The 12,349-nt window shown below is 74.1% G+C and carries 11 protein-coding genes and 2 tRNA genes; 3 read left to right on the forward strand and 10 right to left on the reverse strand.

Features of this window, described 5'->3' with window-relative positions; genetic code table 11:
* Positions 1-98: 98 nt before the first annotated feature.
* Together ACFTWP_RS03370 and ACFTWP_RS03375 are read right to left on the reverse strand one after the other, a co-directional pair.
* Positions 99-173: transfer RNA gene (locus ACFTWP_RS03370), tRNA-Gln, on the reverse strand.
* Positions 174-186: 13 nt separating this feature from the next.
* Positions 187-876, reverse strand: coding sequence for a hypothetical protein (locus ACFTWP_RS03375; protein WP_380262180.1), 690 nt, complete (start codon positions 874-876; stop codon positions 187-189).
* A 188-nt stretch (positions 877-1,064) separates the two neighbouring features.
* On the opposite strand from ACFTWP_RS03375, the gene ACFTWP_RS03380 reads away from it, so the two are divergent.
* Together ACFTWP_RS03380 and ACFTWP_RS03385 are read left to right on the forward strand one after the other, a co-directional pair.
* A complete protein-coding gene (locus ACFTWP_RS03380; protein ID WP_380262182.1) occupies positions 1,065-2,030 on the forward strand; it encodes an acyl-CoA desaturase in 966 nt (321 codons plus the stop codon).
* A gap of 26 nt (positions 2,031-2,056) precedes the next feature.
* On the forward strand, positions 2,057-2,785 hold the full coding sequence (locus ACFTWP_RS03385) for a TetR family transcriptional regulator (RefSeq protein ID WP_380262184.1): 729 nt from the start codon (positions 2,057-2,059) through the stop codon (positions 2,783-2,785).
* 73 nt (positions 2,786-2,858) lie between these two features.
* Here the strand turns inward: ACFTWP_RS03385 and ACFTWP_RS03390 are convergent, their stop codons facing one another.
* On the reverse strand, positions 2,859-3,680 hold the full coding sequence (locus tag ACFTWP_RS03390) for a methyltransferase domain-containing protein (RefSeq protein ID WP_380262186.1): 822 nt from the start codon (positions 3,678-3,680) through the stop codon (positions 2,859-2,861).
* 111 nt (positions 3,681-3,791) lie between these two features.
* On the opposite strand from ACFTWP_RS03390, the gene ACFTWP_RS03395 reads away from it, so the two are divergent.
* Positions 3,792-4,289, forward strand: a complete 498-nt coding sequence (locus tag ACFTWP_RS03395) for a MarR family winged helix-turn-helix transcriptional regulator (protein ID WP_380262188.1) — start codon at positions 3,792-3,794, stop codon at positions 4,287-4,289.
* A gap of 50 nt (positions 4,290-4,339) precedes the next feature.
* On the opposite strand, the gene ACFTWP_RS03400 is transcribed toward ACFTWP_RS03395, so the two are convergent.
* The 7 genes from ACFTWP_RS03400 to mycP all read right to left on the reverse strand — a co-directional run bounded on the left by ACFTWP_RS03400 (position 4,340) and on the right by mycP (position 12,293).
* Positions 4,340-5,344 (reverse strand): LuxR C-terminal-related transcriptional regulator, encoded by a 1,005-nt coding sequence (locus ACFTWP_RS03400; RefSeq protein ID WP_380262190.1) that lies wholly within the window; start codon positions 5,342-5,344, stop codon positions 4,340-4,342.
* A 208-nt stretch (positions 5,345-5,552) separates the two neighbouring features.
* The gene (gene galE / locus ACFTWP_RS03405; protein ID WP_380262192.1) at positions 5,553-6,527 is read right to left on the reverse strand and encodes a UDP-glucose 4-epimerase GalE; all 975 of its coding nucleotides are present in this window, start codon (positions 6,525-6,527) and stop codon (positions 5,553-5,555) included.
* 264 nt (positions 6,528-6,791) lie between these two features.
* A complete protein-coding gene (locus tag ACFTWP_RS03410) occupies positions 6,792-7,460 on the reverse strand; it encodes a helix-turn-helix transcriptional regulator (RefSeq protein ID WP_380262194.1) in 669 nt (222 codons plus the stop codon).
* Positions 7,461-7,665: 205 nt separating this feature from the next.
* Positions 7,666-7,741, reverse strand: a tRNA-Thr gene (locus ACFTWP_RS03415).
* A 339-nt stretch (positions 7,742-8,080) separates the two neighbouring features.
* On the reverse strand, positions 8,081-9,958 hold the full coding sequence (locus ACFTWP_RS03420; RefSeq protein ID WP_380262196.1) for an ATP-binding protein: 1,878 nt from the start codon (positions 9,956-9,958) through the stop codon (positions 8,081-8,083).
* Between the two features lie 302 nt (positions 9,959-10,260).
* Positions 10,261-10,683 carry a hypothetical protein gene (locus tag ACFTWP_RS03425; protein WP_380262198.1) on the reverse strand — a complete coding sequence of 141 codons (423 nt, stop codon included), beginning with the start codon at positions 10,681-10,683 and terminating at the stop codon, positions 10,261-10,263.
* A gap of 89 nt (positions 10,684-10,772) precedes the next feature.
* Positions 10,773-12,293 carry a type VII secretion-associated serine protease mycosin gene (gene mycP, locus ACFTWP_RS03430; RefSeq protein ID WP_380262200.1) on the reverse strand — a complete coding sequence of 507 codons (1,521 nt, stop codon included), beginning with the start codon at positions 12,291-12,293 and terminating at the stop codon, positions 10,773-10,775.
* Positions 12,294-12,349: the final 56 nt, after the last annotated feature.

A 12,349-nucleotide genomic window follows, 5' to 3' on the forward strand; every position in this document is an offset into this window, starting at 1 on the left:
GAGGCTCAGAGAATCCGCACGTCCGTGCCTCGGCGCTACGAGGATAACCGGGGGGCGGAAACGACCTGCTCGCGAAGCACACGCGAAGGGGGGTAGGGCTCCCCGGGCAGGAATCGAACCTACGACCACCAGATTCAAAGTCTGGGCGCCCATGCCAGCAGAGCAACCGGGGATGGCAAGCACACCCTACGGCTTTCGCCGCGCCGTCTCCACCACTATGCGGGACCACCACCCCTCGATCCTGCGGTAGAGGTCGGCACTGTCGAGCACGCTGACGACGAGGCACCCGCGGTAACTGTCACCGACGTTCTTGCGGACCGTCGTGGGGTTGTGGCGCTTGAGTGTGGAGCGACTGAGCCGCTCCACCGGCACCTCGGCCAATCCCGCCCAGAACCGCTCAGCCGCTGCGACGTCAGCGCTCTCGTGGATCGACACTCGCAGCCGCCACCGCTCCTCGCCGAACCCGAGCAGCCGCAGCCAGCGCAGGTACACCGACACCACGTCGGGATCACTGTTGATGAAGGCGGCGCTCTCCCGACGGTCGTAGGGCTTGTCCTTGCTCCCCTCCGCCCAGTAGAGGGCAATGCCGACCAGGAAGAGATCGCGATCGCTCAACGGCCCGATCTCTGCCGCGGCAGCTGCCTTGGTCGCCCTGCGTTCCTCGTCCCGCTGGGCTCGGACCGGCCCCCAGCGGGTCTCGGCCGCACGGCGCAGGCGGTCCCGACGTACCCTGTCCGCGTTCGGCACCGGAACGTCCCGCACCCACAGCGATATCGAGCTCTTCGAGACCCCCAGCGCAGCCTGGATCTCGTCGTACGTCCGGCCTTCACCGCGCAGGCGGCGGGCGGTTTCGCGTTGTTCGGTCTTGGCTCTCATACCGGGGAGTCTGGCGACGCCGGGCGGGGCTACTGGCGGGTTTCGGGGTCGACCATCCGTTCGGGTGAAAACGCTAAAGCCCTGTTGGGATCACTCGCGGCGCACTTCCCTTGGGGGTGCCACTCAACCTACGATGCCGTAGGTTACGCCTTCGTAGGCTCCCCTCCCCCTCCCTCTAGGGATGCCCCATGACTGTCCAGGCAGGCCAGGAACGCACTTCGCCGCCCCACCCGTCGCCCCAGCAGCTGGTCTCCGCCACCCGCGGCGGTGAGAAGCAGGGGCCCGCCGAGCGGATCACGCTCGCGCTGTTCATCGGCGTGCCGTTCCTGGCCCTGCTCGCCGCCGTGCCGGTGGCCTGGGGCCGGGGGCTCGGCTGGCTCGACCTCACGATCGCGACCGTCATGTACTTCGTGGCGTGCCACGGGATCACCATCGGGTTCCACCGCTACTTCACCCACGGCGCCTTCAAGGCGAACCGCGCGCTGCGACTGACCCTGGCGGTGGCCGGCAGCCTGGCGATCGAGGGGCCGCTGGTGCGGTGGGTGGCCGACCACCGCAAGCACCACCGCTACAGCGACAAGGAGGGTGACCCGCACTCGCCGTGGCGCTACGGCGAGAGCGTCCCGGCCCTGCTGAAGGGCCTGTGGTGGGCGCACATGGGCTGGCTCTTCGACGAGGAGCAGACCCCGCAGCAGAAGTACGCGCCGGACCTCATCGCCGACCCGGCCATAAGGGCGATCTCGCGGCTGTTCTGGCTCTGGACGCTGATCTCGATGCTGCTGCCGCCGCTGGTGGGCGGGCTGGTCACGATGTCCTGGCAGGGGGCGCTGACGGCGTTCTTCTGGGGCTCGCTGGTGCGGGTCGCGCTGCTGCACCACGTGACGTGGTCGATCAACTCGATCTGCCACGCGATCGGGAACCGGCCGTTCAAGTCGCGCGACCGCTCGGGCAACGTCTGGTGGCTGGCGGTGCTGTCCTGCGGGGAGTCCTGGCACAACCTGCACCACGCGGACCCGACCTCGGCCCGGCACGGGGTGCTGCGCGGGCAGATCGACTCGTCCGCCCGGCTGATCCGGTGGTTCGAGAAGGCCGGCTGGGCGCGGGACGTCCGCTGGCCGGACGCGGAGCGGATCGCCGCCCGCCGCGCCGCATGACCCGTCGACTGCAGCATGATGTAGGGGTGAACGGGAGCAACGGAGACAGCGCAGACGGCCGGCGGACCTCGCGGACGGGGGCCGCGACGGGTGCCTCGACCGGCCGGCGCACCGCTGCCCCGGCGGCCCGGCCGCGCGGCGGCCGGGTCCGGATGACCGGCAAGCAGCGCCGTGAGCAGTTGCTGGACATCGGTCGTTCGGTGTTCGCGGAGCGGGGGTACGACGGGACGTCGGTGGAGGAGATCGCCGAGCGGGCCGGGGTGTCCAAGCCGGTGGTGTACGAGCACTTCGGGGGCAAGGAGGGGCTGTACGCGGTGGTGGTCGACCGCGAGATGCAGCTCCTGTTGGACATGGTGACGGGGGCGCTCACCGGGGGGCACTCGCGGGAGTTGCTGGAGCAGGCGGCGTTCGCGTTGATGGACTACATCGACACGTCCACCGACGGCTTCAAGATCCTGGTGCGGGACTCGCCGGTGGCGCAGTCGACGGGGACGTTCGCGTCGTTGATCAGTGACATCGCGACGCAGGTGGAGGACATCCTGGGCCTGGAGTTCAAGGCCCGGGGTTTCGACGCGCGGCTGGCGCCGATGTACTCGCAGATGCTGGTGGGGATGGTGGCGCTGACGGGGCAGTGGTGGCTGGAGGTGCGCAAGCCGGGGAAGGCCGAGGTGGCGGCGCACCTGGTGAATCTGGCCTGGCACGGCCTGGAGGGCATGGAGCGGCACCCGAAGCTGGTGGGGGACCGCAAGGCCTGAGTCCGTGCGGGGGCCCGGGCCGCTCCGGCGCTCAGGCCGGGGTCGGCGGGGTCGGCGGGGGTAGCCAGAGCGGTCAGTGCCGGACGGCGACGGCGAAGATCCGGCGGAACGGGAAGACGGTGCCGTGGGGTCCCGGCGGGTACGCCTCGCGCAGGAGTGCGCCGTACTCGGCGAGGAAGGCCGTCTGGTCGGCGGGGTCGGTGAGCCGGCCGAGGACGGGGCGCAGGGCGGTGCCCTTGACCCATTCGAGGACGGGGTCGGGGCCGGTGAGCAGGGTGCTGTAGGTGGTTTCCCAGACGTCGGCGGTGCAGTGGGCGTCGGTGAGGGTGTCCAGGTACCGGGCGGGGGTGTGGACGCCGGCGCGGGTGGCGTCGTGGCCGAGGGCGTGGCGCCAGCGGGGGCTGTGGCGCAGTTCGGCGAGCAGGGTGTGGCTGGGGGCGTCGAAGTTGCCGGGGACCTGGAAGGCGAGGGTGCCGCCGGGTCGGAGGGCGGCGGTCCAGGTGCGGAGCAGGGTGAGGTGGCCCCGGGGTCGTTCGTCCGGGTGGGGGTCGGGGTTCAGCCACTGGAGGGTGGCGTTGCTGACGATGAGGTGGGGGTGGTGGGGGGTGGGGTCGTAGGTGCGGGCGTCGGCGTGGAGGTAGTGGGCGTGGGGTTCGCCGTGGGTGCGGGCGGTGGCGAGCATGTCGGGGGAGTTGTCGATGCCGGTGAGGTGGGCGTGCGGCCAGTGGCGGCGCAGGGCGGCGGTGGAGTTTCCCGGGCCGCAGCCGATGTCGAGGATGGTGGGGGTGTGCGGTTCGGGGAGGTCGGGGACGCGGTGGAGGAGGTCGTGCAGGGGCCTGGTTCGTTCGTCGGCGAAGCGTAGGTACTGTGCCGGGTCCCAGGGGGTGGTGGTCATGGCGGGCCTCGCAAGTATCTCGACATCAAGATATCCATCTGCAGCATGCGCTTAACATTTCTCGACGTCAAGAGACTTCACATCGACACAACCCCCGATACACTGATCGTCATGGAGGACGAGGTCGACCGCCTGGTCGCAGCATGGCGCCGAGAGCGCCCCGACCTCGACGTGGAACCGCTTGAGGTGCTCAGCCGCGTCAGCCGGCTCGCCCGGCACCTGGACCGCGCCCGCCGTACCGCGTTCGCCGAGCACGGTCTGGAGCCCTGGGAGTTCGACGTCCTGACGGCCCTTCGGCGGGCCGGATCCCCGTATCAGCTCTCCCCCGGACAGCTGCTCACCCAGACACTGGTGACCTCCGGGACGATGACCAACCGGATCGACCGCCTCACCGGCAAGGGCCTGGTCAAGCGCCTCCCCGACCCGGACGACCGCCGCGGCGTACTGGTCCGCCTCACCGACGACGGCCGCGACCGCGCCGACCAGGCGCTGGCCGGGCTGCTCGCGCACGAGCGGGCCCTGCTCGCGGAGCTCACCGCCGGCCAGCAGGGCGAGCTGGCCGGGCTGCTGCGCCAGCTGGTCGCGCCGTTCGACAACGTCCCCGGCTAGGGCCGGAGCCACCCCGCCACCGACCCGCCGGGCACGCGGCGGGGGTGACTTCAGTCGACGCCCGGCGCGGCCGTCGAGGCGACGGCCGCCGGGGCCGGCTGGGCGCCCGGATCGGAGGGGCTGACGCCGGCCCGGCGGGCGACCGCGACCGCGGCGAGGGTGGAGTGGACGCCCAGCTTGCCGAGCACGTTCTGCATGTGGGTGCGGACGGTGTGCGGGGACAGGTAGAGGCGTTCCGCGACGGCCTGCCGGCCGAGCCCGGCGACCATGCAGCGCAGGATCTGCTTCTCGCGGGGCGTGAGGCCGTCGACCAGGCGTTCGCTCTCGGTGCGGTCCCGGCGGGCGGTGGTGAGCTCCCTGATCACGCCGGTGAGCAGCGCGGGCGGGAGGTGCGTCTCGTCGCGCAGGGCGCCGCGCACGACGGCGGTGAGGCGGGCGAGCGAGCTGTCCTTGGCGACCCAGCCGCAGGCTCCGGCGTGCAGGGCCCGGGCGGCGCGGCGGGGGTCGTCGGTTTCGGCGAGGACGATGGCGCGCAGGCCCGGGTGGTTGCGGCGGACCCGGGCGAGCAGGGTGATGCCGTCGGGGGGTGTGCCGCCACTCGCGTGGGGGCGGTGGGGTGGCTCCGCGGCGGGTGGGGTCGGTGGGGTCGACGGGTTCGGTGCGGGCGGTGACGGTGTTTCAGCGGGCCGGACGGGGTTGGGCGGGGTGCCGGGGGTGGTGCCGCGGGGCGGGGTGGCGGCGGGTCCGGCGGCCGGCGCACGGCGTGGCTGGGGTACCGCGGTCGCGGTGTGGGGGTGGGGCGCGGCGGGTGGTTCGGGGGCGGGCCGGTGGGGGCGGGTGGGGGCGCCCGGCGTCGTCGCGGTGCCGAGGTCGGCGTCGATGAGGACGACGTCGAAGGCGCGGCCTTCGCGGGCGGCGCGTTCCAGGGCTCGTTCGGCGGCACCCGCGCTTCCGGCGGCGCCGACCTCGATGTCGCTCTCGACGGCCAGGGCCGCCGCCAGTGCTTCGGCGAAGATCCGGTGGTCGTCGACCACCAGGACGCGAATCCGCCCCATCGTCCCTCCCCCCTGGCAGGGCGCTGCCCCCGCCCGGTAGCGGGATTCAGCGTACGGGGCAGGGGGCCGCCCGGTGGGGGTTTGGTGAAGTTTCGCCGGAAGACGGCCGATTGGGCACCTGGTCGGGGCCCGGACGGGGGACGTCCGGGCCCCGGTGCGAGGCGTCGTGGTGGGTGGGCCGGCCTGGAGGGGGCCGGCCGGGGGTGGGTCAGCCGGCGTGCGCTCCGGCGGCCCGGTCGAGGGTGAAGCGCCAGGCGTCGGCGACGATCTCGTCGAGGGAGGGGCGGCGCGGGGTCCAGCCGAGCGCCTCGTGGGCCCGTCCGGCGGAGGCGACCAGCACGGCCGGGTCGCCGGGGCGGCGCTCGGAGGTGACGACCGGGATCTCGCGGCCGGTGACCCGGCGGACGGACTCGATGACCTCGCGGACGGAGAAGCCGCTGCCGTTGCCCAGGTTGCAGATCAGGTGCTCGCCGGACTTGGCGGCGTCGAGTGCGAGCAGGTGGGCCTCGGCGAGGTCGGCGACGTGGATGTAGTCGCGGATGCAGGTGCCGTCCTCGGTGGGGTAGTCGTCCCCGTAGACGGCGATGTGCGGGCGCTGTCCGAGTGCGGCCTGGAAGACCAGCGGGATCAGGTGGGACTCGGGGTCGTGCCGCTCGCCGTGGGCGCCGTACGCGCCGGCCACGTTGAAGTAGCGCAGGCTGACGGCGGCGAGGCCGTGGGCGACGGCCTCGCTGGTGATGAGGTGGTCGACGGCGAGCTTGGTGGCGCCGTAGGTGTTGGTGGGGGAGGTGCGGGCGGTCTCGGCGATCGGGACGCTCTCCGGCTCGCCGTAGACGGCGGCGGTGGAGGAGAAGACGAGCTTGCGCACGCCGGCCTTGCGCATGGCGGCGACGAGCTCCAGGGAGCCGGCGACGTTGTTGCGCCAGTACTTCTCCGGGTCCTGCACGGACTCGCCGACCTGCGAGGAGGCGGCGAAGTGCAGGACGCCGTCGTAGGAGGAGTCGAGGACCTCGGCGGCGTCCTGGATCCGGGCCCGGACGAACTCGGCGCCGGCCGGCACTCCCTCGCGGAAGCCGGTGGAGAGGTCGTCCAGGACGGTGACCGCGTGTCCCGCCTCCAGCAGGTGGGCGGCGACCACGCCGCCCACGTAGCCGGCGCCACCGGTGACCAGGTACTTGCTCATGTTGCGACCTCCCGCAGGCGATCCGGCACCCCCATCGGTCTGCCGGATCGTTGATGAACGTTTGCGCGCCGGGGTGTGCCCGGCGAGGAACTTGGGCCCTACCGTACGACGGATCCGGAACGGCTTCGGTTGCCTCCGCGGTGCGTGGGCGACCTCACCTATCAAACATAATGAAACATTAATACCCAGAAGACAACATCCGGATCCGCCCGACGACGGATCCGGGAGCACGGGCCCGGTCGGGGGCCGCCGGGGCGGCGGCCCTCAGCCGCGGGCCATCCGGTCCAGCAGCCCGGTGCGGGAGGCCACCGCCGCCGCCTCCAGCCGGGTGCGCGCGCCGAGCTTCGTCAGCACCCGCTGGACGTGGGTCCGCGCGGTGCTGGCGGCGATGCCCATGCCCTCGGCGATCGCCTGGGTGTCCTCCCCCTCCGCGATCCGCACCAGCACCTGGATCTCACGGCGGGTCAGCGAGCGCAGCAGTCGCAGGGCCTCGTCGTCCGGCTCCACGACCGGGCGCAGCAGCTGGTCGAAGGCTCCGCGGAGCAGGTCCGCGGTCACCGCGGCCTCTCCCCCGCGCACCCGGGCCACCGCCCGTTCGACCACGTCGATCCGTTCGTCGCTGCGCACGTAGCCGGCCGCGCCGGCGGCGAAGGCCGCGGCCACGCCGCGCAGTTCGCCGAGCGGGCCGAGGACGACGACGGCGATCTCGGGGCGCTCCCGGCGGATCCGCCGGAGCACGTCGAACGCGCCGGGTTCACCCGGTCCGGCGATGCCCAGCAGGCAGACCTCGGGCCGGCGCCCGACGACCAGGTCGTAGGCGGCGCCGGACGGCGATCCGACCGCGAGCAGCCGGTGTCCGCGCTGCTGCAGGGCGGCGGCCAGTGCCTCTGCCAGCAGCCGGTGGTCGTCGACCACCACGAGCCGAACGCCCACGGCGCCCTCCCAGTCCATCCGGCGGTGCCCGGGCGGCCTGTCGGGTCGTCCGGCAGCGTCCGCCCCGGGCCGGCCACGGGCCGCGCATGACGCACCATCAGAGCGCATTCCGTACGCGATCCGCCAGGGCGCACCGCGCCGGGGCTCCACCGTAGTGCCCGGAACGCCAAGAAGGACCCTCGCCGTTGGCGAGAGTCCTTCTTCGTGGAGCCCCCATGCGGAATCGAACCGCAGACCTTCTCCTTACCATGGAGACGCTCTACCGACTGAGCTATAGGGGCGAACCGGTCGAACAAGGAAGACAGTACAGGGTCGTCGGCCGGATTGTGAAATCGATGCCCGGAGTCGGCTCGGCCGGTCGTCCGGCCGGTCGCGGGCCGGTCGCGCGCCCGCCGCGCGACCGGCCGGACGACCGCCGCGGGGGCTGCTGTCGGCGTCGGTGGGACGTGGGTTCGGGGCCGGTGTCAGGGCCGCGCGGGGTCGCCGCCGGCCTCGCGGTCGCCGCCTCCGCGCCGGCGGTGTCCGCGTGCCGGCGTCCACCTGCCGGGGGCCTGCCGGGACGGTGCGCGGGCCGGGGGCGCGCGCGGGGCGGGGGCGCGCGGGGGGCGGGGGCGCGCGGCTCAGTGGCCGGTGCGTCCCTCGCCCGCCGTCACCCGCAGCGCGGCCACACCCAGGGGGTCGGCCAGCAGGAGGATCCCGTCCGGGGTGATGTCCACCGCGACCAGGCTTCCGGGCGGGAGCAGGACGGAGGTCACCGGCTCCTGCGCGGAGCGGCCCCAGACCCGGACCTGGTCGCCGCCGGAGCTGATCGCGTACCGGGCGGCGGACCGCTGCTCCTCACCCGGGATCGCCAGCCGCTCGGCCTGCGGGAGCGGCGTACCCGTCGCCGCGTCGAAGCCGACCAGGGTGCTGCCCTCCGGCGTCGGCAGGGCGGCCAGCACGGCCGGCGCGCCGTCCGGGCCGTACGCGGCGGTGACGGCCGTGATCTCGGGCAGCGGCCGCCACCAGAGCGTGCGCCAGGGCAGGCCGGGGCCGAAGTCCAGGCCGGGCAGGCCGTCCTGGTGGCAGGCGTGGTCCAGCAGGCCCGCCCGCTGCGCCGCGCCGAGTTCGGTGCGGGTGAACTGCGGGGCCAGCCGCAGCCAGGTCCGTGCCACCGGCGGCAGGTCCGCGCCGGCGCGGGCGAGGTGTTCCACGGCGGCGCGCAGCAGCACCTGCGGGGTGTGCACGAGGAATCCGGGGTCGGCCAGCAGCTCGGGCAGCCGGCCGGCCTCCAGGGCGTGCGCGGTCAGCTGCTCGCGGAGGTAGGGGGCGGTGGCCGCCCAGCGTTCGGGGCCGCCGGCGGGCACGTCCTCCAGCAGGGTCGCGGTGATCCGCCGGTGAGCCTCCAGCGCCGCGGTGCCGAGGCGTTCGCGCAGTTCGGCGCCGACCGCGGGGTGCACCAGCCGGACGGCCGGCTGCCCGTCGTCCGGCTCCGTCCGGCCGGGCTGGCCCGGCTCGACGAGCTCGAAGAACGGCGCCAGCAGGGTCTGCCCCTCCAGCAGGGCGCGCGAGAGGTCGCGGCCGGCCACCGCGGAGGCGAGCCGCGCCCAGAGCGGCAACGGCAGGACGGCCCCCTCCCGGGCCAGCGCGAGCGGGGTCAGCAGGCGCCGGAGCGTCAGCTCGTCGGCGCCGCACCGGTCGGCGTGCAGGTCCAGGGCCTCGCCGACGCTCGCGGGGAGCTTGGGCGGGCCGGCCTCCGGGGTGGCCCGCAGGGACGAGGCGGCCAGCCGCACCACCAGGGCGTTGCGCGCCGTACCGGCGAGGGCCCGGGCGAGCTGTTCGACGTCCCCCACGGACGGTGCGAACGGGAGGCCGCCGCCGAGGGTGTGGGCGGCCTGCAGGGCCAGGCCCGGGAGGTCGGCCCAGGGCGCGTCGTCCAGGTCGATCACCCGTACCTGCTCCGGCGGGAGCTGGTCGGCGAGCCAGAGCGCCTGCGCACGGGGGAGGTCGGCGAGCAGCCGCACCCCCGGGGACTGCGCCAGCGGGCTGAGCACGGCCCGGGTCGCCCGGAAGGCCTCGTCGCGCACCCGCAGCACCCCGACCCGGTCGACGTCCGGCACCACGATGGTGACCGGATCCTCCTCGTCCAGGCCGGCCAACTGCTCGTAGACCTCGGCGGTCAGCCGGGCCCCGGGAGCCAGCACGTCGGCCAGGCGCAGCAGCAGCTGGTCCGGGGTGAGTCCGGCGGCGCCGAAGACGAGCGGGCCGGGGCCGGTGGCGGGCGGCACGGTGGCGGGGTCCAGCACGGCGAGGTCGATCCGTCGGCGGAAGACCGGGTCGCACAGCATCAGGAAGCCGGCGACCAACCGGGACCGGCCGCTGCCCGGGTCCCCGGTCAGCAGCAGGACCTTGGGCTCCGCCGGGCCGCCCGCGTGCCAGCCGGCCAGTGCGCGCAGGGCCTCGGCCCGGCCGCCGAGATGCGGGTGCGGCTGGTGGCGGGGCGTGGTCGGGCCGGTCATGCGGGCTTCTCCCTCGTCGCGACGGGCCGTCGCGGCGTGCGGCGGCCGCGCCCGGGCCACGCGCCGCCGGCCGTTCCCGTGGGTCCGTGGGTCCCGTGGGGATCGTGGGTCCCGTGGGGATCGTGACCCCTGGGAGCCGGTGACCCCCTGGAAACCGGACCGGCTCCGGGCATGCCTGACGGGCCGTGACCCAATCTGTCCGCCGACCAGCGTAGTGCCAGCGGCCCGCCCGGACGGACAGCGGGGCCGACGTGCGGGGGCGGCGTGTGGGGGTGGCGTGTGGGGGTGGCGTGCGGGGCCGGCTACCAGTCGCGCCAGGTGTCGGTGATCTCGTGCCGCCCGAGCCCCCTGCGGGCCGCCAGCGCCCCGACGTCCACCCCGGCCGCGACCAGCACGGCGTCGAGGTACTCGCAGAGCAGCTCCCGCTCGTCCGTTTCGTAGGCGGCCCCGTCGTGCGCCTCGTTGACGTCGTTGAGCGCCCGGACGGTTGCCTCGACCGCCGCGAAGAGCTGCTCGTCCGTCCCGCCCGGCCCCGCCGCCGCGACCTGCACCTCGTAGGCGGCCAGCACGGTGTCGGTGGCGGCCAGCATCGAGTCGGGGAAGAGCTGCTCCGCGTAGGCGTCCGCCGGATCGAGGGTGCCGGCGGCCAGCCCGGCGGCCTCGGCCGCGCGGTGGCGGCGCCACTCCCCGGTCGGGCGGGCGGGCAGCGATCGGATGTCGTCCATGCCGGGAGGCTAACGGCGAGGACCGACAGCGCGACCTGCGCGCTGTCGGTCCTGGTCACCCATTCGGCCGGCGCCCGGCCGCCACCGGGCTACTGGGCGTACGGGTTGTGCGCCGGCGGGTCGGCCGGCGGCCCGTACTGCGGCGGGGGCGGAGGCGGGGTGCCGTACTGCGGCGGGCCGGCCGGCGGGCTGTACTGCGGCGGCGCAGCCTGGCCGTACGGGACCACCGGAGCACCCGGGCCGCCCTGCGGCGGCAACTGCCCGCCGTACGGGGCGCCGACGGGCGCGAGGGGAGACGTGGGAACGGAGGCGGAGGGGGCCGAGGCGGAACGCCGACGGCGCATCAGCAGCACCACCACGACGGCGATCACCGCCAGGGCGGCCGCCGAACCGCCGATGACCAGCGGCAGGCTGCCGGAGCCGCTGTCGGCCGCCTGCCCGGTGACCGGGAGGTCGACCGGCTCACTGCCCTCGCCGGGCGCGGATGCCGCCGGGGAGCCGGGAGCGGCGGTCGCCTGGCCGGACGCGGGCGCGGTGGCCGACGGGGCCGGGGTGGCCTCGCCCTCCATCTGGCCGATCAACGGGCTCACGTTGGCAGGGCCCGGATCCCCCGGGGTGGTCAGCGCGATCCGGGGCCGGACGGTGCCGTAGCCGATCAGGTCGGTACGGGCCGAGCCGTCCTGCGGCTTGCCGGCGGTGTTGATCAGGACCCGCAGGATCTGGTTCGGGCTCCAGTCCGGGTGGACCGACCAGAGCAGCGCGGCGGAGGCGGAGACGATGGCGGTGGCGTCGGAGGTGCCGTGCGACTTGCAGTAGCCGGAGGGGCCGGTGCAGGGGCGGTAGATGTCCATGCCCGGTGCGGCGAGGTCGATCTGGCTACCGCGCTCGGACTCGTCGGTCACGACTCCGTTGCGGTCGGTCGCGGCTGCGGCGACGACCGTGGGCAGTGCAGCCGGATACATGACGGGGTTTCCGTCCTTGGCGCTGTTCCCTGCACCGGCGATGACCAGCGATCCCTTGGAGCTGGCGTGGGCCACGGCTGCCTTGAGGTCGTTGATGTCAGCAGCGGAGAAACTGGACGCCGAGCCGGCCTGAGAAATATTGATGACCTTGGCCCCTTGGTCCGCTGCATAGACGATGGCCTGGTCAATCTCCTTCAGGAACTCCGCGCTGGTGACCCGCGAACCCGAGTTTCCAGCGTTCTGGATCTTCAGGGGGAGGATCTTGACAGCCGGGGCCAGCCCGAATGCGCCCTTCCCCCCCAGGCCCTTGCCCGTTCCGGCGATGATGCCGGCGATACCGGTCCCGTGGCCTTCCTTGTCGTCACCGACCCCGCCCGGAAGGCCGCTGAAGTCCTTGCCCGGCAGGAACTGCCCCGCCAGGTCGGGGTGGTCCAGTTTGAAGCCGCTGTCGATGACCGCGACGGTGACACCCGCCCCCTTGCTGGTCTGCCAGATCTCGGGGGCCTTCATCGCGTCCAGGTGCCACTGCTGGTCCCGGATCGAGTCGACCGCGGCGGCCGGAGTCGCCACCAGGCCCACCACCACGCCCGCAGCCAGCAGTGCCGCGGCGAACCGCCGCCCCCGCGTTCCCGCGTCCGTCCGCCGCATCACATGCTCCCTCGTCGATCTCCCCGTGGGCCCGGGGCGGTCGACCCCGGGACAGA

The organism is Kitasatospora sp. NPDC057015, from assembly GCF_042673745.1.
Taxonomy (GTDB): domain Bacteria; phylum Actinomycetota; class Actinomycetes; order Streptomycetales; family Streptomycetaceae; genus Kitasatospora.

Coding starts and splice junctions, on each gene's coding strand:
- ACFTWP_RS03375 (WP_380262180.1), bottom strand. CDS start 876: ATGAGAGCCAAGACCGAACAACGCGAAACCGCCCGCCGCCTGCGCGGT.
- ACFTWP_RS03380 (WP_380262182.1), top strand. CDS start 1,065: ATGACTGTCCAGGCAGGCCAGGAACGCACTTCGCCGCCCCACCCGTCG.
- mycP (WP_380262200.1), bottom strand. CDS start 12,293: ATGCGGCGGACGGACGCGGGAACGCGGGGGCGGCGGTTCGCCGCGGCA.
- ACFTWP_RS03390 (WP_380262186.1), bottom strand. CDS start 3,680: ATGACCACCACCCCCTGGGACCCGGCACAGTACCTACGCTTCGCCGAC.
- ACFTWP_RS03400 (WP_380262190.1), bottom strand. CDS start 5,344: ATGGGGCGGATTCGCGTCCTGGTGGTCGACGACCACCGGATCTTCGCC.
- ACFTWP_RS03420 (WP_380262196.1), bottom strand. CDS start 9,958: ATGACCGGCCCGACCACGCCCCGCCACCAGCCGCACCCGCATCTCGGC.
- ACFTWP_RS03395 (WP_380262188.1), top strand. CDS start 3,792: ATGGAGGACGAGGTCGACCGCCTGGTCGCAGCATGGCGCCGAGAGCGC.
- ACFTWP_RS03425 (WP_380262198.1), bottom strand. CDS start 10,683: ATGGACGACATCCGATCGCTGCCCGCCCGCCCGACCGGGGAGTGGCGC.
- galE (WP_380262192.1), bottom strand. CDS start 6,527: ATGAGCAAGTACCTGGTCACCGGTGGCGCCGGCTACGTGGGCGGCGTG.